The sequence below is a fragment of the Achromobacter pulmonis genome (genome assembly GCF_902859765.1).
Classification (GTDB): domain Bacteria; phylum Pseudomonadota; class Gammaproteobacteria; order Burkholderiales; family Burkholderiaceae_B; genus Achromobacter; species Achromobacter pulmonis.
Genome location: NZ_CADIJV010000012.1, coordinates 114980 through 134499, shown reverse-complemented (window position 1 = coordinate 134499; position 19520 = coordinate 114980). Strand labels below are relative to the sequence as shown.

Annotated in this window: 21 protein-coding genes; 7 read left to right on the top strand and 14 right to left on the bottom strand. The window is 67.7% G+C overall.

Annotated elements, in window-relative coordinates; genetic code table 11:
* Positions 1 to 2: 2 nt before the first annotated feature.
* The 11 genes from HV701_RS12695 to HV701_RS12645 all read right to left on the bottom strand — a co-directional run bounded on the left by HV701_RS12695 (position 3) and on the right by HV701_RS12645 (position 9284).
* Complete coding sequence (locus HV701_RS12695; RefSeq protein WP_006388061.1) at positions 3 to 248, bottom strand: BolA family protein; 246 nt, start codon at positions 246 to 248, stop codon at positions 3 to 5.
* Positions 249 to 253: 5 nt separating this feature from the next.
* Complete coding sequence (locus HV701_RS12690) at positions 254 to 1066, bottom strand: ABC transporter permease (protein ID WP_175133380.1); 813 nt, start codon at positions 1064 to 1066, stop codon at positions 254 to 256.
* Positions 1063 to 1860 carry an ABC transporter ATP-binding protein gene (locus HV701_RS12685; RefSeq protein WP_175133379.1) on the bottom strand — a complete coding sequence of 266 codons (798 nt, stop codon included), beginning with the start codon at positions 1858 to 1860 and terminating at the stop codon, positions 1063 to 1065. The genes HV701_RS12690 and HV701_RS12685 overlap by 4 nt, the downstream gene beginning before the upstream one ends.
* Before the next feature lie 174 nt (positions 1861 to 2034).
* On the bottom strand, positions 2035 to 2664 hold the full coding sequence (locus HV701_RS12680) for an MlaC/ttg2D family ABC transporter substrate-binding protein (RefSeq protein WP_175133378.1): 630 nt from the start codon (positions 2662 to 2664) through the stop codon (positions 2035 to 2037).
* A 38-nt stretch (positions 2665 to 2702) separates the two neighbouring features.
* A complete protein-coding gene (locus HV701_RS12675) occupies positions 2703 to 3509 on the bottom strand; it encodes an MlaA family lipoprotein (protein ID WP_175133377.1) in 807 nt (268 codons plus the stop codon).
* Positions 3510 to 3595: 86 nt separating this feature from the next.
* On the bottom strand, positions 3596 to 4075 hold the full coding sequence (gene mlaD, locus HV701_RS12670) for an outer membrane lipid asymmetry maintenance protein MlaD (RefSeq protein WP_175133376.1): 480 nt from the start codon (positions 4073 to 4075) through the stop codon (positions 3596 to 3598).
* Between the two features lie 13 nt (positions 4076 to 4088).
* Positions 4089 to 4877: a lipid asymmetry maintenance ABC transporter permease subunit MlaE gene (gene mlaE / locus HV701_RS12665; protein WP_175133375.1), complete on the bottom strand. Its 789-nt coding sequence runs from the start codon at positions 4875 to 4877 to the stop codon at positions 4089 to 4091.
* A complete protein-coding gene (locus HV701_RS12660; RefSeq protein ID WP_175133374.1) occupies positions 4874 to 5710 on the bottom strand; it encodes an ABC transporter ATP-binding protein in 837 nt (278 codons plus the stop codon). Before HV701_RS12660 ends, mlaE begins: the two co-directional genes overlap by 4 nt.
* Before the next feature lie 274 nt (positions 5711 to 5984).
* Complete coding sequence (locus HV701_RS12655) at positions 5985 to 7046, bottom strand: NAD(P)H-dependent flavin oxidoreductase (RefSeq protein WP_175133373.1); 1062 nt, start codon at positions 7044 to 7046, stop codon at positions 5985 to 5987.
* Positions 7047 to 7065: 19 nt separating this feature from the next.
* Positions 7066 to 8043: a Bug family tripartite tricarboxylate transporter substrate binding protein gene (locus HV701_RS12650; protein ID WP_175133372.1), complete on the bottom strand. Its 978-nt coding sequence runs from the start codon at positions 8041 to 8043 to the stop codon at positions 7066 to 7068.
* Positions 8044 to 8063: 20 nt separating this feature from the next.
* Positions 8064 to 9284: a YbfB/YjiJ family MFS transporter gene (locus tag HV701_RS12645; RefSeq protein ID WP_175133371.1), complete on the bottom strand. Its 1221-nt coding sequence runs from the start codon at positions 9282 to 9284 to the stop codon at positions 8064 to 8066.
* Positions 9285 to 9349: 65 nt separating this feature from the next.
* On the opposite strand from HV701_RS12645, the gene HV701_RS12640 reads away from it, so the two are divergent.
* Complete coding sequence (locus tag HV701_RS12640) at positions 9350 to 10222, top strand: LysR family transcriptional regulator (RefSeq protein WP_175133370.1); 873 nt, start codon at positions 9350 to 9352, stop codon at positions 10220 to 10222.
* A gap of 17 nt (positions 10223 to 10239) precedes the next feature.
* Here the strand turns inward: HV701_RS12640 and HV701_RS12635 are convergent, their stop codons facing one another.
* Together HV701_RS12635 and HV701_RS12630 are read right to left on the bottom strand one after the other, a co-directional pair.
* Positions 10240 to 10881 (bottom strand): OmpW/AlkL family protein, encoded by a 642-nt coding sequence (locus HV701_RS12635; protein WP_175133369.1) that lies wholly within the window; start codon positions 10879 to 10881, stop codon positions 10240 to 10242.
* A gap of 130 nt (positions 10882 to 11011) precedes the next feature.
* The gene (locus HV701_RS12630) at positions 11012 to 11929 is read right to left on the bottom strand and encodes a LysR family transcriptional regulator (RefSeq protein ID WP_175133368.1); all 918 of its coding nucleotides are present in this window, start codon (positions 11927 to 11929) and stop codon (positions 11012 to 11014) included.
* A gap of 258 nt (positions 11930 to 12187) precedes the next feature.
* Here HV701_RS12630 and HV701_RS12625 point away from each other — a divergent pair, with 258 nt between their 5' ends.
* The 6 genes from HV701_RS12625 to HV701_RS12600 all read left to right on the top strand — a co-directional run bounded on the left by HV701_RS12625 (position 12188) and on the right by HV701_RS12600 (position 17973).
* Positions 12188 to 12958 carry a 5-oxoprolinase subunit PxpA gene (locus HV701_RS12625; RefSeq protein WP_175133367.1) on the top strand — a complete coding sequence of 257 codons (771 nt, stop codon included), beginning with the start codon at positions 12188 to 12190 and terminating at the stop codon, positions 12956 to 12958.
* Between the two features lie 37 nt (positions 12959 to 12995).
* Positions 12996 to 13238 carry an acetyl-CoA carboxylase gene (locus HV701_RS12620; protein WP_175133366.1) on the top strand — a complete coding sequence of 81 codons (243 nt, stop codon included), beginning with the start codon at positions 12996 to 12998 and terminating at the stop codon, positions 13236 to 13238.
* A 3-nt stretch (positions 13239 to 13241) separates the two neighbouring features.
* Positions 13242 to 14630, top strand: coding sequence for an acetyl-CoA carboxylase biotin carboxylase subunit (locus HV701_RS12615; protein ID WP_175133365.1), 1389 nt, complete (start codon positions 13242 to 13244; stop codon positions 14628 to 14630).
* Positions 14627 to 15502 carry a 5-oxoprolinase subunit B family protein gene (locus tag HV701_RS12610; RefSeq protein WP_175133364.1) on the top strand — a complete coding sequence of 292 codons (876 nt, stop codon included), beginning with the start codon at positions 14627 to 14629 and terminating at the stop codon, positions 15500 to 15502. Before HV701_RS12615 ends, HV701_RS12610 begins: the two co-directional genes overlap by 4 nt.
* Positions 15492 to 16481, top strand: coding sequence for a 5-oxoprolinase subunit C family protein (locus tag HV701_RS12605; RefSeq protein ID WP_175133363.1), 990 nt, complete (start codon positions 15492 to 15494; stop codon positions 16479 to 16481). The genes HV701_RS12610 and HV701_RS12605 overlap by 11 nt, the downstream gene beginning before the upstream one ends.
* 154 nt (positions 16482 to 16635) lie before the next feature.
* A complete protein-coding gene (locus HV701_RS12600) occupies positions 16636 to 17973 on the top strand; it encodes a purine-cytosine permease family protein (RefSeq protein WP_175133362.1) in 1338 nt (445 codons plus the stop codon).
* Positions 17974 to 18049: 76 nt separating this feature from the next.
* On the opposite strand, the gene HV701_RS12595 is transcribed toward HV701_RS12600, so the two are convergent.
* A complete protein-coding gene (locus HV701_RS12595; protein ID WP_175133361.1) occupies positions 18050 to 19516 on the bottom strand; it encodes a glutamate synthase subunit beta in 1467 nt (488 codons plus the stop codon).
* Positions 19517 to 19520: the final 4 nt, after the last annotated feature.

The following is a 19520-nucleotide window of genomic DNA, read 5'->3' as shown; positions in this document are numbered from 1 at the left end:
GGTCACTTGCCCGCCTGGGCGTATTCAGCCGGGGTCAGGGTGCGCATCGACAAGGCATGGATCTCGGCCTTCATGCGGTCGCCCAGCGCCGCGTAGACCAACTGATGGCGCTGGATCAGGCGCTTGCCTTCGAAGGCCGCGCTGACGATGACCGCGTCGAAATGCGAGCCGTCGCCCTGTACGTCGAGGTGTTCACAGGGCAGGCCGTCCGCGATGTATTGGCGGACTTGCGCGGGAGTGGGAAGCATGGACGTCAGTTCCTGAGTTTGTAGCCGCTGGCCAGGAGCCGCAGCGCATAGATCGAAAGCGCGAGGAACACCCCCGTCACCACCGCCAGGCTGCGCCAGGGGGAGACGTCCGACACCGAGAAGAATCCGTAGCGGAAACCGTCGATGGTGTAGAAGATGGGGTTCCAGTGGGACACCCCCTGCCAGAAGGCCGGGAGCGTATGGATGGAATAGAACACGCCGGACAGGAAGGTGGCCGGCATGATGAGGAAATTCTGGAACGCCGCCAACTGGTCGAATTTTTCGGACCACAGGCCGGCGATCAGGCCGAGCACGCCCATGATGCCGCAGGCCAGCACCGCGAACAGCAGCAGCCACAGCGGGTTGGACGGCACCAGCGAGACGAAGAACAGCGCCACCAGCCAGACGCACAGGCCCACCGCCAGCCCGCGCACCACCGCCGCCAGCACGTAGGCGGCGAAGATGTCACGGTGCGACAGCGGCGGCAGCAGCATGAACACCAGGTTGCCGGTGATGCGGCTCTGGATCAGCGACGACGACGGGTTGGCGAAGGCGTTCTGCAGCATGCTCATCATCATGAGCCCGGGGATCAGGAACGCGGTGTACGGCACGCTGCCATAGACCATGACGCGCCCTTCGAGCACGTGGGCGAACACCAGCAGGTACAGCAGCGCGGTGATGACGGGCGCGGCGATGGTCTGGAAACTGACTTTCCAGAAGCGCAGCAATTCCTTGCGCAGCAGGGTCGGAAAGCCCGAGCCCGCGTCCAGGCGGGGCTGCACCAATGGCTGGTTGGCGTTGGCGGCGGACTGCGTCATTGCGAAATCTCTTCAGGTTGCGGCGTGTCGTCCTGATGCATGATGCGCACGAAGGCGTCTTCGAGATCGACGCCGCCGACACGCGCCAGCAGCGCCTGGGTGGTGTCCAGCGCCACGATGCGGCCGCCCTTGAGCATGGCGATGCGGCCGCACAGGGCTTCCGCCTCTTCCAGGTAGTGGGTGGTCAGCATGATGGTGTGGCCGGCCTTGTTCAGGCGCGAGATGAATTCCCACAGCGTGCGGCGCAGGTCGACGTCGACGCCCGCGGTGGGTTCGTCCAGCACGATCACGGGCGGGCGGTGCACCAGCGCCTGCGCCACCAGCACGCGGCGCTTCATGCCGCCGGACAGCGCGCGCATGTTCGCGTTGGCCTTGTCGGCCAGCCCCAGGTTGAAGAGGATCTCGTCGATCCAGTCGTCGTTCTTGCGCAGGCCGAAGTAGCCCGACTGGATGCGTAGCGTCTCGCGCACCGTGAAGAACGGGTCATAGACCAGTTCCTGCGGCACCACGCCCAGCGACCGCCGTGCCGACTTGTAGTCGGCCACGACATCGTAGCCACAGACGCTGGCGCGGCCGGTGGTGGCGCGCGCCAGGCCGGCCAGGATGGAAATCAGGGTGGTCTTGCCGGCGCCGTTGGGGCCGAGCAGGCCGAAGAACTCGCCGTGCTCGATGTTCAGGCTGACATTGTCCAGCGCCTGGAAGCCGGCGCCGGGCGCGCGCCCGGTGAGCCTGTCCCAGCCGCTGCGGCGCGGCGAGTAGATTTTGGAGACGTTCTCAAGACTGACGGCAGACATGACGGCGGCGAGGGAGCCCGGCAAAGAGCGAATTGATCATTATATAAGCGCCCCGTTACCCGAGGCGCCGATAGCCCCGGCGGCCGTGGGGGCGGACGGGAGTGAATTGTCCCCAAAATAACTGGCCCGGCGGGCCGCAAGGCGCGCCGGGCCGGGAACAGCCTGGACCCTGACCTATTGGTTGCGCTGGTTCAGCGCCTGGATCAGGCCGTCGATGCCATTCTGGTTGATCTGCTGGGCGAACTGGTTGCGGTAGTTCTCGATCAACCAGATGCCTTCGACGTTCATGTCGTAGATCTTCCAGCCCTGGGGCGTTTTTTCCAGGCGGTAGTCGACGCCGGTGGGTTGGCCATTGGACTGGCTGATGAGCGTGCGCACGACCACGTCGTCGGCCTTGGGGTCGCCGCGGAACGGCAGGGCCGTGATCTTGGTGCTGGACGTGACGCGGGTCAGCGCGCCGCTGTAGGTGCGCACCAGCGTGCCGCGGAACGCATCGGCCAGGGCCGTCTTCTGCTGCTCGGAGGCTTGGCGCCAGTAGCGGCCAGCCGCCAGGCGCGTGGTCTTCTGGAAGTTGACGTAGGGCAGGATGTGCTCGTTGACGACCTGGTTGATGAGGGCCGTGTTGCCCGCCTTGGCGGCGCCGTCGGCCTTCAGGACGTCCAGGGTCTCATTGGCCACGGCCAGCACGAACTGGTCCGGCGCGCTGTGGGCGTCGGGTTGCGCCTGCGCGGCGGCCGAAGCCGCCAGACCCAGCAGACCGGCAAAGGCCAGACGCTGGAGCAGGGGGAAAAAAGAAAACCGCATGGAAACTCCTTGCTGTACTGAAAACGCGATCCAACAGCTTATTTGGTCGCGGGATTCGTCACGGGGGCGGGGGCGCCCTTGGCCTGGCCGGCGCCGGAGCCCTCGTCGTCCTCGTAGTTGGGCAGGTTGGATTCGTCATCCGCGCGCTGGCCGTTCACCATGGCGGCACGGCGTTGCAGATAGGCATCGCGCACGAAGCTGTACGGGTCGAGCGCCACGCGGTCGATGGTGTCGGTGGCGTTGAGCAGGCTGGCGCGGGTGTCGACCACTTCCAGGCCCCACAGCGAGTTGCGCAGCGGCACGTTGTCGATGGCGCTCACGCCCATGTAGCCATGCATGCGGCCCTGCCAGTCGCCGATCAGGCCGACGCCATCGCGCACGCTGGACGAGCCGAAGAATGGCAGCACCAGGTACGGGCCCTGGCCCAAGCCCCAGACGCCCAGGGTGGTGCCGAAGTCGTTGGGGATCTTGCGCGCGCCGTTGGCCGAGGCGACGTCGAAACAGCCGCCCACGCCCATGGTGGTGTTGAACAGGAAACGGCCGAGCGTGTTGACGAAGTCGTGGCCGCGGCCCTGCAGGAAGCTGTTGGTGCCCGACCACAGGTCGCCGACGTTGCTGAAGATGTTGTGCACGCAGCTGCGCACCGGTTCCGGCGTGACGTAGGTATAGGCCTGCGCCACCGGCTTGAAGACCGCGCGGTCGACGGTGTCGTTGAACTTGTAGACGCCGCGGTTGAAGCCTTCCCAGGGATCGCGCGGATCCGGCTGTTGCGGCGCGGCGCAACCCGCCATCAGCGCCCCGGCGGCGGCGATGGTGGCGATTCGGGAGAGAGCGTTCTTGTTCATGATCAGGGCATCCCTATCAACAGATTTGTATTCTTATTGCAGCGTGCGTCAAGCGGCGGGTTGTTGCCGCGCGTGACGGATCCTCTTTAATTTGCCGGCGCTTTCGTGCCTTCCTTCTCGGCCGACCCATACAGGAACTTGCTGATCAGCTGTTCCAGCACGATGGCGCTCTGGGTATAGCGGATCTTGCCGCCATCGGCCAGGTTGTTTTCGTCGCTTCCCGGCGTCAGGCCCAGATACTGCTCGCCCAGCAGGCCAGACGTGAGAATGGCGGCGGAAGAGTCCTTGGGAAACTGGTAGGCGGTCTCCAGGTTGATCGCGACCACCGCCTGGAAGGTCTTGTCGTCAAAGGAAATCTTGGCGATCCGTCCCACCACGACCCCGGCGCTTTTCACGGGGGCCCGCACCTTGAGGCCGCCTACGTTATCGAAATTGGCCGTCAGCGTATAGGTGGGCGCGAAAGAAAAGGTGCTCAAGTTGCCGGCGCGCAACGCCAGGAACGCCAGCGCGGCCGCGCCCAGCAAGACGAACAGGCCTACCCAGAAATCGGTTTTTTCACGAGACATGATCGATCCGTAATCAGTTTCCAAACATCAAGGCGGTGAGCAGGAAGTCCAGCCCCAGCACCGCCAGCGAACCCACCACGACCGTACGGGTGGTGGCGCGGGCGACGCCCTCGGGCGTGGGCTTGGCCTGCCAGCCCTCGTACAGCGCAACCAGCGTCACCGTGACGCCGAACACCAGGCTTTTGATGACGCCGTTGGCGACGTCGTCCCAGACATCGACGCCGCCTTGCATCTGCGACCAGAAGGCGCCGGCGTCCACGCCGATCATCAGCACCCCGACCACCCAGCCGCCCATGATGCCCACCATGGAGAACACGGCGGCCAGGATCGGCATGGCGATGATGCCGCCCCACAGGCGCGGCACCAGCACACGCCGCATCGGGTCGACCGCCATGACTTCCATGGCCGACAGCTGCTCGCCGGCCTTCATCAGCCCGATCTCGGCGGTCAGGGAGGTGCCGGCGCGCCCGGCGAACAGCAGCGCGGTGACCACCGGGCCCAGTTCGCGCACCAGCGACAGCGCCACCAGCAGGCCGAGCGATTCCTCGGCGCCGTAGCGGTTCAGCGTGTAGTAACCCTGCAGGCCCAGCACGAAGCCCACGAACATGCCGGACACGGCGATGATCAGCAGCGAGTAGTTGCCGATGAAATGGACTTGCTGCGACACCAGCCGCGGCCGCGACAGCGCGATGCCGCTGCGCGCCAGCATGGCGCCGAAGAACCGGGTGAAGTAGCCGATGCCGGCGATGCGGGTGCGTACCCAGCCGCCCAGCGCGCCCACGGCGTTGTTGGATCCGCTCATGCCTTGCGCCCTTGTTGTTGCGAAAGCCACTTCTGGAAAGCCGGCGTTTCGGGATACTGGAACGCGACCGGGCCGTCGGGTTCGCCCTTGAGGAATTGCTGCACGTAGGGGTCCGGCGAGGACGACAGGCTGTCCGGCGTGCCGGCGGCCTTGAGTTGGCCCTGTCCCACCAGATAGACCTGGTCGGCGATGGCGAACGACTCGTGCACGTCGTGGGTGATGAGCACCGAGGCGCAGCCCAGGCGGTCGGCCAGGCTGCGGATCAGGCGGGCGGTGATGCCCAGCGAAATCGGATCGAGGCCGGCGAAGGGCTCGTCGTACAGAATGAGTTCGGGCTCCAGCACGATCGCGCGGGCCAGCGCCACCCGGCGCGCCATGCCGCCGGAGATCTCGGCCACCTTCAGGTGGGCGGCGGCGCGCAGGCCGACGGCGTCGAGCTTGTCCAGCACGCGGGTGGTGATCTCGGATTCGGCCAGGCTGGTATGTTCGCGCAGCGGGAAGGCGACGTTTTCGAACACGTTCAGGTCGGTGAACAGCGCGCCCTGCTGGAACAGCACGCCCATGCGCTTGCGCAGGGACTGCAACCCGGCCGGCGTGGCCTGGGCGATGTCCTGGCCGAACGCCCGCACCGTGCCTTGTTGCGCGGTGAGCTGGCCGGTGGCGGCCCGCAGCAGCGTGGTCTTGCCCGAGCCCGAGCCGCCCATGATGGCGACCACCTGGCCCGGACGCGCTTCCATGGAAATGTCGCGCAAGACGGTGAAATCGCCGTAGCCTAGCGCCACACCTTCCAGGCGCAGGGCGAATTCCGGGGTGCTGCGGGTTTGATCGGGCATGGGCAACAAACGGGTGTTTCGGTGGCGGATGCCCTGCCGCCGCGCTCGTGCGGGGCGGGAATCCGGCCGGCGCGAGCGAGACGGGCTGCGTCGGGAAGCGCCCTGTTACTCATATGCCGGGGACGCGGAAAAACCAGTCGCACCCGGCGGCGAGGGGCCATTGTAGCCCGACCAATTGTCACCGCAGTGGGATATGCCTGTTCGTGGAACAGTGTTTTCGCCATTAGGAACAATCCGAGCCGTCCCGGCCCGTTCCCACCCCGCCGCGGCGGTGTCAGGCGTGGCCGCGCGCGGCGGCCGTCTCGCGTACCAGCCGTGCCATCAGGGCAGCGGTGCTTTCGCGGCGTGCCAGGGGCGCGCCCTGCCCGGCCCACAGCGACAGGACGGCAATATTGCCAGCCTTGCCGCCAGCGGTGCGCATCGGCCGGGTCAGGGCGTTTTGCAGCGGGTATGGCAGGATATCGTCTGATAGTTGGTCGGCGTCGCGCATGAAGGCGTTTACGATCCCGCGCGCCGGCCGGCCGGAAAAGGCCCGGGTGATGCGCGATTGTTCCGGCCGGGAGGCCGGCAGCACCGCCTTGTAGGCCTCGCCGATACCGGCTTCATCGGTGGCCAGGAAGGCCGTCCCCATTTGCGCCGCGGCGGCGCCCAGGGCCAGCGCGGCGGCGATGCCGCGGCCATCCATGATGCCGCCCGAGGCGATCACCGGGACCGACACCGCGTCGGCCATCTGCGGCACCAGGGCCATGGTGCCGATCAGCGAATGCTCGAAATCGTCCAGGAAGGTGCCGCGATGCCCGCCTGCCTCGGCGCCCTGGGCCACGATGGCATCGACTCCGTCCTGTTGCAGCGCTACCGCCTCGCGCACGGTGGTGGCGGTGCCGACCGTCAGGATGCCCAGTTCGCGGCAGCGCGTCAGTGCGGCGGCCGGCATGCGACCGAAGGTGAAGCTGAAGACGGCCGGACGCAGCCGCAGCACTGCCTCGATCTGGCCGGGCAGCGGGTCGGGTTGCGGCCCGGGCGCCACGGGGGGCGGCAGGCCGAGCTGGGCATGGTAGCGCGCCAGCAGCGCCAGCATGCGGCTGGCATCGCCCGTGAATGCGGCCTCGGGGACCGTGGCGAACAGGTTGATGGCGAATGGCCGGTCGGTGCGCTGGCGGATCGCGGCGACGGCCGCCTCGATCTGTTCAGGGCTCATATAGGCGGCCCCGAGGGAACCCAGACCCCCCGCCTTCGACGCCTCCGACACCAGTTCCACCGTCGTCGCGCCGCCCGCCATGGGCGCCTGGATGATGGGGTGGTCGAGCGGGAGCCGGTCGAGCAGGCGGGATGTCATGGGGATACTCCTGGTTGGTTTACTGGAGCTGGATGTTTCCAGCCTTGATGACCTGCGCCCACTTGGCCGTTTCATTCTTGATGAAGGCGCCGAATTCCTCGGGCGTGCCGCCGCCGGCCTGGCTGCCGGTGTCGGCGATGGCCTTTTGCACGTCCGCTTCCTTCAGGATGCGGTTGAATTCGGTGTTGAGCTTGGCGATGATGGGCGCCGGCGTGCCGGCGGGGGCGACGATGCCCTGCCAGTTGTACGACTCGAAGCCCGGCAGGCCGGATTCGGCCATGGTCGGCACGTCCGGCAGCACCGCCAGACGCTGGGCCGACGTCACCGCGATCGGGTGGATCTTCTTGCCCTGGATGGCGGGCAGCGCCGAATACCCCATCTCGAACATCATCGAGATATGGCCGCCCATCAGGTCGGTCGCGGCCAGGCTGCCCCCCTTGTAGGGGACGTGCACGATGTCGATCTTGGCCTGTTCGCGGAACATTTCGCCGGACAGGTGGTGCGCGCCGCCCACGCCGGACGAGCCGAACGACAGCTTGCCTGGCTGTTTCTTGGCCAGGGCGATCAGGTCGGCCAGGGACTTGACCGGCAGCTCGTTGTTGACGCTCAGCACCAGCGGGCTGGTTTCGATCAGGATGATGGGGGCCAGGTCCTTTTGCGGGTCGTACGGCATGTCCTTCATCAACGACGGGTTGACCGCCATCGGCGCCAGGTTGCCGGTGCCGATGGTGTAGCCGTCGGGGGCGGCCTTGGCGATCAGGTTGGTGCCGACCACGCCGCCCGCGCCCGCCTTGTTCTCGACCACGATCGGCTGGCCCAGCGACTCGCCCAGCTTGCGCGCCAGCAGGCGCACGCGGGTGTCGGCGAAGCCGCCCGGCGCGTAGGGCACGATCATGGTGATGGGCTTGGTGGGCCAGTCGGTGGCTTGGGCCTGGGCGGTGCCGCCGAGGGCGGCGCAGGTAGCCAGGGCGGCGATCAGGGGACGGAACGATTTCATGCTGGGGTGACTCCTCATTCTTAATGTGGTGGTTCCTGGGAACCCATCGCATTATGCCCAGCGTTGCTGCCCGCGGCGCTGATTTTTCCCAAGCGCCAGGCCGACAGCGCCAACAGGACCGCGCCGCCGGCCAGCACCTGCGGCAGCGTCGCGCCCCAGCGCGCGGCGCCCGAGGCCAGCAGCGGCCCCACGATCTGCCCGGCGGCGAACGCCGAGGTCATCACGGCGGCGGCCCGCGGCGCGGCGGCCCCGGCCAGGCGCTGGGCCACCAGCATGCCCGATTGTGTAATGACCATGAATGTGCCGCCGACCAGCAGCGCCGCGACAATGACGGCGGTGATGTTGTGCCACAGCGCGACAGCCAGCATGCCCAGCGCCATCAGCGCCTGCGCGCCGCGCCACACCGTCTTGTCGTCGCGGGCCCGGGCCACGCGCGGGGCCAGCAGGCAGGACAGCGCGGCGGCCAGGCCGAACAGCGGCCAAGCCCAGCCGAACACCGCGGGATCGGGGATGATCTCGCGCGCCATGGCCGGCAGGAAGGTGGCGGGGATGATGTAGCCGGCGCCGAACACGCCGTAATGCAACGCCAGCCGGCCCAGGCCCGGCGGCAGCGGCCCCGGGGCCGGCGCGGCGCCCTGCGGGCGGGCCGCCGCCGGCTGTTTCAGGCCGGCCCAGGCCAGTGTCGACAGCGCCAGGGTCAGCGCGCCCAGCGCGGTCCAGTTGGCATTGGCGCCGGCGCCTGCGGCCATCAGCGCCAGACAGGCCAGGCCTGTCAGCGCGATGCCGGCGCCGACCCCGGCGTAGGTGATGGCTGCCACCGCCGGCGCGCGCGGGTCGCCGGGACCCACGCGCCGCGTCGCGGCCACGCAGATGAAAGCGCTGGCGCTGCCGTAGCCCGCCGCCAGCCGCAGCAGGCTCCAGGCCAGGACGCCATGGCACCAAGGCATGGCCAGCGTCAGCAGCGCCACGGCCAGCAGGCTGGCGGCCAGCGTGGCGCGCGGATGGCGTGGCGGCCGCGCGGCGGCGGCCAACGCACCCAGCAGATAGCCGGCGTAATTGGCCGAGGCCAGCCAACTGCCCTGCGCCAGCGACAGGCCGGCTTCCTGCGCCATCAACGGCCAGATCGGCGTGAAGGCGAAGCGGCCGATACCCATGGCGGCGGCCAGCGCCAGCGCGGCCGGCAAGGCCAGGGCGAGGGCGCCGCGCGGGCGGGCGGGATCAGGGGAGATAGCGCTTGACATGGCTCCCACTCTACGGCTGTACTCATATCTTGAATAGTGAATTATTAAGAACTAGAGTTCTTGAAATGAGAAACTTGGACCTCGACGCGCTGCAGATCTTCAAGGCCGTGGCCGAACAGGGCGGCGTGGCGCGCGCCGCCGCCCACTTGAACCGGGTGCAGTCGAATGTGTCCACGCGCCTGAAGCAGTTGGAAGCCTCGCTGGAGGCGCCGTTGTTCCGGCGCCAGAACCGGCGTCTGGTGCTGTCGGAACAGGGGCGCGTGCTGCTGTCCTACGCCGACCGGTTGCTGCGCCTGTCGGCCGAGGCCCAGGCGGCGGTGCGCGACGGCGCGCCGCAAGGCCTGCTGCGGCTTGGCACTATGGAAAGCACGGCCGCGGCGCGCCTGCCGCCGATCCTGGCGGCCTATCACGCGGCCTGGCCGCAGGTGCGTATCGAGCTGGTGACGGGCACCTCGGGCGCGCTGGCCGCCATGGTGCGCAACTACGAGATCGAGGCCGCGTTCGTGGCGCAGCCGTTCGAGTCGCAAGGGTTGGCGCAGCAGCCGGCGTTCGACGAAGAGCTGGCCCTGATCTCGCCGCTGGCCTGGCCCGCGATCCATGGCCCCAAGGATGTGGGCGAGCGTAGCGTGATCGCGTTCGCCGCGGGCTGCTCGTATCGCCGCATCCTCGAATCATGGTTCGGCCAGGATGGCGTGGCGCCGGGCAAGGTGATGGAGTTCGCGTCGTACCACGCCATCGTCGCATGCGTGGCGGCGGGTTCGGGCGTGGCGATCGTGCCGCGCTCGGTGCTGGCGCTGCTGGGCGCGGAGCCGTCGCTGCGCGTGACGCCGCTGTCCGGCAAACACGGCCGTGCGCAGACGCGATTGATCTGGCGCGCAGACGACGAAACGCCTGCATTGCAGGCGTTGCGGCAACTACTGGCGCAGCGGCGCCAGTAGCCTGGGGCGGGAGGCGATCAGAAGCGGTAGCCGACGCCCAGCGTGGCGACCCACGGGTTGATGCGGGCGGTGCCGATGTGCTCGCCGTTGAGCTTCACCTTCGACTTGATGTCGATGTAGCGGATGTCGGCGTTCATGAACCAGCGTTCATTGATCTTGATGTCCGCGCCCAGTTGCGCGGCCACGCCCCAGGAATCGCCCATCTTCAGGTCGGAACCCTTGAGCGCGCCCTCGGCCTTGGTGTCGAAGAACTTGGTGTAGTTGATGCCCACGCCGATGTACGGCTGGACCATGCTGTCGGGCAGGATATGCCATTGCAGGCTGAGTGTCGGCGGCAGCTGCTTGCTGGAACCGATCTTGCCCAGGCCGCTGCCGCGCACGTCGTGCTGGAACGGCCAGGCGCCCAGCAGCTCGATGCCGATGTTGCGCGTGGCCATGTAGGCCAGCGTGAAGCTGGGGCGCACGTTGTTGCTGGCGTCGAGCTTGACGCTGCCGTCGAGCACCGTGCCGTTGTTGGACGCGGGACGCACCTGGGTGGCGCCGACCCGGAACAGGATATCGCCGGCTTCGTGGGCGTGGGCGGGGGCGGCAAGCATCAGGGTGGCGCCGCAGGCAGTGGCCAGGGCCAGGGCGCGGGTGCGCCGATACATCGCGAACATTTTCCTCTCTCCGTGTATTGCGTGAATGCAGGCACTCAGGTTCGCAGAGGCGGGAAAAGCCGGTCTTGACGTGTATCAAGCGGGGACATGGCGCGTGGTTGCTGCGCCACAACTGCGCGCTGAATCGGACTCAGCGCAGGGTGTCGGTGCCGCGCGGCACCGCATACGCATGGCGGAAATAGTCGCGCACGGCGCGCATGGGTCCGGTGACCTCGGCGCCCTTGCGCCATGCCAGCCCCACGTTCATCGGCGGAATCGGGTCCTTCAACTGGATGGTCTCGATGCGGCGGCCTTCCAGTGACCAGGGGCGATAGACCATGTCCGACAGCACCGCCACGCCGCCGCCGTTAGCCACCATGCTGCGCACCGCCTCGACCGACGACGTGCGCAGGCGCACGTCCGGGCGGAACGGCGTCTCGCTCCAGTAGCGCAATGCGGTATGCGCGGCCTCGTCGACGGTCAGCATGATGAATGGCTCGTGGGCCACGTCTTCCAGCGTCACGGTGTCGCGCGCCAGCAGCGGATGGCGCGCCGCCACCCACAGCCGCCGCGGCGAGCCGAAGAAGTGCTCGACCGCCAGTTCCGGGTTCACCACGTTCGAGGTCAGCAGCACCGCCATGTCGTAGCGGTGCGCGATCAGGCCTTCCTCGATGGCGTTGCGGTTCAGCTCGTGCAGTTGGATGTCCAGGTTCGGATAGAGCTGCGACAGGCGCTGCAGGTGATAGGGCAGGAAATAGCCAATCACGGTGTAGGACGCCGCCAGCAGCAGGCGCCCGCTTTCGCGCCCATCGGCGCTGGGCATGCGCAGCGCCTCGTCGACCGACGACAGGATGTTGTAGGCATGGTTGAGGAAGCCGCGCCCGGTCTCGGTCAGCGCCACCCCGCTGGCGCTGCGCAGGAACAGCGGCGAGCCGACGATGTCCTCGAGTTCGCGGATCGCCGTGGTGACGGCCGATTGCGAGATCGCCAACTGGATGGCTGCCTGCGATATCTGTCCGAGTTCGGCGGCGGCGACGAAATATTTGAGCTGCCGGAGGGTGAGTGACATGGCGGCAATATCTGATTAATAGATAGTCATCCACCAGAATATCTGTTTATCCGCATCACAGGGGTGCAGCGAATCTCAGGGAAATCCCTGAAATTTCATAGGAATCTGGCAATCGCCCTGATTTGGTGCGCAATGTGGGGCATCAAAAATTCAGATAAGCATTGATCCAAAAAAAGAACTTTTTATCCCCTGGGCGCTTCGCTACTGTGCAGGCATTGCGCGGGCCACCGGCCCGCAAATGGAAGGAGATCCTGTTTCATGAGCAAGGCGACGATAGACCTGAACTCCGACATGGGCGAGGGCTTTGGTTCCTGGAAGATCGGCGATGACGTCGATGACGCCATCATGCCGCTGATCAGCTCGGCCAACATCGCCACCGGCTTTCATGCCGGCGATCCCAACATCATGAACCGCACCGTGGTGATGGCGCGCGAACACGGCATCGGCATCGGCGCGCATCCGGGCTTTCGCGATCTGGTCGGCTTCGGCCGCCGCGACCTGAACGAGAACGCCGAAGGGCTGGTCAACGACATCGTCTACCAGGTCGGCGCGCTGCGCGAGTTCGCCCGCCTCCATGGCCTGCGGCTGCAGCACGTCAAGCCGCATGGCGCGCTCTACATGCGGGCCGCGCGCGACGAGACCCTGTCGCGCCGGCTGGTGCAGACGCTGCGCGACCTGGAGCCCACGCTGATGCTGTATTGCATGGAGAACTCGCTGACCTGCAAGGTGGCGCGCGAAATGGGCCTGCCGGTGGTGCGCGAGTTCTATGCCGATCGCGACTACGACAGCAGCGGCTCGATCGTGTTCACGCGCTACACCCAGGCGCTCGATCCGGAACAGGTGGCCGACAAGGTGTTGCGCGCGTGTACCGAAGGCAAGGTGCGCACCGTGGACGGCCGCGATATTCCGATCGGTTTCGATTCCGTTTGCATCCACAGCGATACCCCCGGCGCGCTGGCGCTGGTGCAGGCCACCCGGGCCCGCCTGGAGGCGCGCGGTATCCGCATCGCGCCGCCGCAACTGTCCTGATCCGCCCAACATTCCTACACATTCCAAGGAGAAAACCATGTCGCAGCAAGAGATCCAGAGCCCCCTGCCCGGCACCTTCTATCGTCGTCCCAGCCCCGACGCCGCGCCGTTCGTCGAGGTCGGCGCCAGCGTCAAGCCCGGCGACGTGGTCGGCATTGTCGAGGTGATGAAGCAGTTCAACCAGATCGAGGCCGAGATCGGCGGCGTGGTCGCCGAGATCCTGGTGGCCGACGGCGATCCGGTCGAACCCGGCCAGGCGCTGCTGCGGATCGAGGGCTGAGGCATGGGCGTGCAATCCTTCTACCGTCCCCGCCGCATCCACACGCTGCTGGTCGCCAATCGCGGCGAAATCGCGCTGCGCGTGATCCGCGCCGCGCGCGAACTGGGTATGCGCACGGTGGCCGTCTATAGCGATGCCGACCGCGACGCGCTCGCGGTGCGCCTGGCCGACGCGGCCGTGCATATCGGGCCGGCCCATGCCAGCCGCAGCTATCTGAACGCCGACGCCCTGCTGGCGGCGGCGCGCGAGAGCGGCGCCGACGCGATCCATCCGGGCTATGGCTTCCTGGCCGAGAACGCCGACTTCTCCCAGGCCGTGACCGACGCCGGCCTGGTGTTCGTCGGCCCCGACGCCCGTACTATCCGCAGCATGGGCGACAAGGCCGCGGCGCGCGCCTGCGCCAAGGCGGCGGGCGTGCCCACCGTGCCGGGCAGCGAGGGCGTGGTCGGTTCGCTGGACGAGGCCCTGAGCCACGCGGCGCAGATCGGCTATCCGCTGATGATCAAGGCGTCCGCCGGCGGCGGCGGACGCGGCATCCGCGTGGCGGCCGACGAGGCGCAACTGCGCGAAGCCATCCCTATGGCGCAGGCCGAGGCGCGCGCCGCGTTCGGCGACGGCGGCGTCTATCTGGAACGCTACCTGCCGCGCGCGCGCCATATCGAAGTGCAGGTGCTGGGCGACGGCACGCGCGCGGTGCATCTGTTCGAACGCGAATGCTCGCTGCAGCGCCGCCGCCAGAAGGTGTTCGAGGAAGCGCCGTCGCCGGCGCTCAGCCCCGCGCTGCGCCAGGCGTTGTGCGAATCGGCGTTGCGCCTGACCGAATCGGTGGGCTATCGCGGCGCCGGCACGCTGGAATACCTGTACGACGAGGTCCGCGGCGAGTTCTACTTCATCGAGATGAATACGCGCATCCAGGTCGAGCATCCGATCACCGAGGCCATCACCGGCATCGACCTGGTGCGCGAGATGCTGCGCATTGCCGACGGCGAACCGCTGCGCCTCGCGCAATCGGACATCGTCATGCGCGGCGCCGCCATCGAATGTCGCCTGAATGCGGAAGACCCGGCGCGCAATTTTGCGCCTGGCCCCGGCACCGTGTCGCACGTGCGCTGGCCGGCCGGCCCGGGGGTGCGCATCGACTCGATGGTGTACGCCGGCAGCGTGGTGCCGCCCTATTACGATTCGCTGCTGGCCAAGCTGATCGTCTGGGACGAGGATCGCGCCGCCGCGCTGGCGCGCATGGCGCGGGCGCTGGACGAAACCGAATTCGAAGGCGTGCCGTCGACGCTGGCCCTGCACCGCGCCCTGGTGGCCGACGCGGGCGTGATCGCGGGCGACTATCACACCAACTATCTGGAAAGCTGGATGCAGCAGCGGGAGGGAACCCAATGACGGTGCGCTACACCCATGGCGGCGATGAATTCATCTTCGCCGAGATCAGCGAATCGATGTCGCTGGCTGCGTTCTTCAAGGGCATGGCGATCACCCGCGCCCTGCGCGAACGCGCCGTGCCCGGCGTCAGCGAGATTTGCCCGGCCAACGCTTCCTACCAGATCCGCTACGACCCCGAGCAGGTCGCGCCCGAGGCCATGCTGGCCATCCTGCGCGAGATCGAGGCTTCCATCGACCTGGACAACCTGCGGCTCGACACCCGCATCATCGAGGTGCCGGTGCTCTACAACGACCCCTGGACTCACGAGACGCTGATGCGTTTTCGCGAGCGCCACCAGGACCCGGACTCGACCGACCTGGAATACGCCGCGCGCATCAACGGTTTTGCGGATGTCGACGAGTTCATCGCGGCGCATTCCAGCGCGCCCTGGTTCGTGTCGATGGTCGGCTTCGTGGCCGGCCTGCCGTTCATGTTCCAGATGGTCGAGCGCGAGCGCCAGCTCGAAGTGCCCAAGTACCTGCGGCCGCGCACCGACACGCCCAAGCACACGGTGGGGCATGGCGGCTGCTTCGCCTGCATCTATTCCGTGCGCGGCGCCGGCGGCTACCAGATGTTCGGCGTGACGCCCGCGCCGATCTTCGAGCCGGCCCAGCGCCAGGCGCACCTGCGCGATTCCATGGTGTTCTTCCGTCCCGGCGACATCGTCAAGTTCAAGCCGATCAGCCGTGCCGACTATGACGCCGCGGTGGCCGAGGTCGAGGCCGGCACCTTCCGGCTCGACATCCGCCCAGTGTCGTTCTCGCTGGCCGAATTCATGGCCGCGCCGCAGCAGTACAACGCCCGCCTTCTGGAGACGCTCCATGTCGCATGACGAACCGCTCATCGAAGTGATCAAGCCCGGGCTGGCGACGTCGGTCCAGGACCGTGGCCGCCAGGGCTACTACCACCTCGGCATTCCGCCGTCGGGCGCGCTCGACCAGTACGCGCTGGCCGCCGCCAACCTGCTGGTGGGCAACCCCGAGGACGCCGCCGTGCTGGAATGCACGCTGATGGGCCCCGAACTGCGCTTCACGCGCGCCGCGGTGATCGCCGTTACCGGCGCCACCATGGTGCCCAGGATCGACGGCCAGGCGCAGGCCTGCAACGTCGCGCTGGCGGTGCCGGCCGGCGCCCGGTTGTCGTTCGACTTCGTGCAGGCCGGCGCGCGCGCCTGCCTGGCGATCGCCGGCGGCATCGACGTGCCCGAGGTGCTGGGCAGCCGCTCGACCTACACGCTGGGCGCCATCGGCGGCTTCGAGGGCCGCCGCCTGCAGGCCGGCGACCGCCTGCGCGTGGGCGCGCCGCGTCCCGGGGCGCGGGCCGGCCGCGCGCTGCCGGCGGAACTGGCCGGCGAATGCCCCAAGGAACAGGTGCTGCGCGTGGTGCCGGGTCTGTACGACCACCGCCTGATGCCGGAGTCGGCCGCCTCGTTCTACGAGGACGCCTGGAGCGTGACCTCGGAGGCCGACCGCATTGGCTACCGCTACAAGAAGGGACGGGCGCTCAAGTTCCAGCCGCGCGAGCAACCCTTTGGCGCGGGGGCGGACCCGTCCAACATCGTCGATGCCTGCTATCCGATCGGGTCGATCCAGGTGCCGGCCGGGGTGGAACCCATCATCCTGCACCGCGATGCCGTTTCCGGCGGCGGCTACGCCATGATCGGCACGGTGATCAGCGCCGACCTGGACAAGGTCGGCCAGATGCAGCCCAACCAGCAGGCCCGCTTCGAGCGCATCACGCTGGCGGCGGCCTTGCAGGCCCGCAAGGACTACCGCGCCCGCCTCGAACGCTTGCGCGCCGCCCTGGGCTGATCGCCGCCCCGCTTTCCCGTTGATTGCCGCTTTCCCTCCGGCCTGTCGCGACAGGCCGGGCGGGCGCGCTCGCGCCTGTGCTTTTCCCGTTTCACATGCTGCATGCCGTACCCGTCCGCGTTCCGCGGTTCTTCAGCACGTCAGGAGAGCCTCCATGGCCAACCTTGCTTCCAGCTCCTCATCCTCCGACCGGGACACCTCCCTGGCCACCGTAGCCGATGCCGACCGCATGGGCCGATTCCCGCTCACCATGGCCTGGTGGGCCGTCTGTAGCGCCATCTTCTACATCGTGGTCGGGGCCACGCTGGCGCTCAACTACGGCGCCCGCAACGCCATCATCGGCATGGTGCTGTCGGTGATCTCCTATGGCCTGATCAACGCCGTGATCTCGCGTTACGCGATACGCACCGGCCAATCGGTGGCGCTGTTCTCGCGCACCGTGTTCGGCACCTCGGGCGCGGCGCTGGCCACCCTGATCTTCTTCGCCACCGCCATTTACTACGCGGTGTTCGAAGGCTCGGTGATGGCGGTCGCCGCGCACCACATGTTTCCCGCCGTGCCCTATTGGGCGTTCGCGTTGATGGTGGTCATCTACAGCGTGCTGCTGATCTTCGGCAGCGTGCAGCGCTGGCTCGACAAGTTCAACGGTGTGCTGCTGCCGTTCTACCTGGGCGGCCTGCTGCTGGCGGTGGCGCTGGCCACGCGCGAATATGGCTACAGCGACGCCTGGCTGGCCTTTGGCCCGGCCGGCGGGCCGGTGGCGGGCGGCTGGTGGGATGCCTATGTGTACTACATGGGCGTATGGATCCTGATGATGTTCACCTTCGACTACGCGCGCTTCGGCCGCCGCGAGGACGCGCGCTACCATGGCCGCTACAACTTCGGCATGCCGTTCTACCTGGTCACCTTCCTGCTCAACGGCGTGGCCGGGATCTACCTGGTCAGCATCATCCCGGGCGACGGCGCCCTGAGCGAAGTGTCGGTGGTGCTGGCATTGCTCAAGCTGATGGGGCTGGGCGGCCTGTTCTTCGTCTGGGTGACGCAGACCCGCATCAATACCGCCAACTATTACCTGGCCACCATCAACATGCAGGCCTTCTTCGCGCGCTTCGGCCTGGGCGGTCCGTCCAAGGCGGTGTGGGCGGTGATCGTGGGCCTGGTGTCGTATGCGCTGATGCTGTTCGACGTGTTCGCGTATCTGCTGCAGGCGCTCGCCTATCAGGGCATCTTCGTGGTGGCGTGGGTCGCGGTGGCGCTGGTGCACATTCTGGCGGCCGGCGATGCGCCCGAGGCGGCGGGCGGCGGCAGCGCCTATAACCGCAGTGGCCTGGGCGCCTGGTTCGCGGGGGCGGTCAGCGGCCTGGCGCTGATGCATGTGAACGGGCTGGCCGCCACGTTCGCGGCGCCGGCCAGCTTCGCGGTGGCGGGCCTTGTGTACTGGCTCGCGCGTGCCGCGGTGTCCGGGCCGCGCCTGCAGCGCGGCGGCGCGTGAACCCGGGGATCGGCGTCCCGGATGCATGAAAAAGGCCGGGCCTCTCGCGAGGCCCGGCCTTTTTCGAGGGGCGCGATCAGCGCGGCAGTTCGCTCGACCCCATCAGGTAGGCGTCCACCGAGCGCGCGCACTGGCGGCCTTCACGGATCGCCCAGACCACCAGCGACTGGCCGCGGCGCATGTCCCCGGCGGTGAAGACCTTCTCCACGTTGGTGCGGTAGTCGTCGGTGTTCGCACGCACATTGCCGCGCGCGTCGCGGTCGACACCGAAAGCGTCCAGCACGGTCTGCACCGGCGACACGAAGCCCATGGCCAGCAACACCAGGTCGGCCTTGATCTCGAATTCCGAGCCTTCGACCTCGCGCATCTTCATCTGGCCGGTCGAGTCGTCCTTGAACCACTCGACGCGGGCGCCGACCAGTTTCTCGACCTTGCCATTGCTGCCCTTGAGCAGTTTGGTGGTCACCGACCAGTCGCGTTCGCAGCCTTCCTCGTGCGAGGACGAGGTGCGCAGCTTCAGCGGCCAATAGGGCCAGGTCATGGTCTTGTTCTCGGACTCGGGCGGCTGCGGCAGCAGTTCGAACTGCGTGACCGACGCGGCGCCGTGGCGGTTGCTGGTGCCGACGCAGTCGGAACCGGTGTCGCCGCCGCCGATCACCACCACGTGCTTGCCCTTGGTCAGCGTCTGGTTGGCCAGGCGGTCGCCGGCCACGGCCTTGTTCTGCTGGCGCAGGAAGTCCATGGCGAAGTACACGCCCGACAGCTCGCGGCCCGGCACCGGCAGGTCGCGCGGGGTTTCCGAGCCGCCGCTCATCACCACGGCGTCGAATTCGGCCAGCAGCGATTCGGGCGTGCGCACGGTCAGGCCGTCGGCCACCGGGTCGGACGGGTTGCCGATGTAGGTCGAGGGCGCGAATTCCACGCCTTCGGCTTCCATCTGCGAAATGCGGCGGTCGATCTGGTGCTTTTCCAGCTTGAAGTCGGGGATGCCGTAGCGCAGCAGGCCGCCGATGCGGTCGCTCTTCTCGAACAGCGTCACGGAGTGGCCGGCGCGCGCCAACTGCTGCGAGCAAGCCAGGCCGGCCGGACCCGAGCCGACCACGGCGACCTTCTTCCCGGTCTTGCGCGCCGGCACTTGCGGCACGACCCAACCTTCTTCCCAGCCCTTGTCGATGATGGCGTGCTCGATGGACTTGATGCCCACGGCGTCGCTGTTGATGTTCAAGGTACAGGCGGCTTCACACGGCGCCGGACAGATGCGGCCGGTGAACTCCGGGAAGTTGTTGGTGGAGTGCAGCACGTCCAGCGCGCGGCGCCAGTCCTGCTTGTACACCAGGTCATTCCAGTCGGGGATGATGTTGTTGACCGGGCAGCCGTTGTTGCAGAACGGGATGCCGCAGTCCATGCAGCGCGCCGCCTGCTGCTTGGCCTGGTCGTCGGTCAGGTGCAGAACGAATTCGCGCCAGTTCTTCAAGCGCTTCTGCGGGGCCTCGGCGGCCTCCTGCAGGCGCTGATATTCCATAAAGCCGGTAATCTTTCCCATGGTA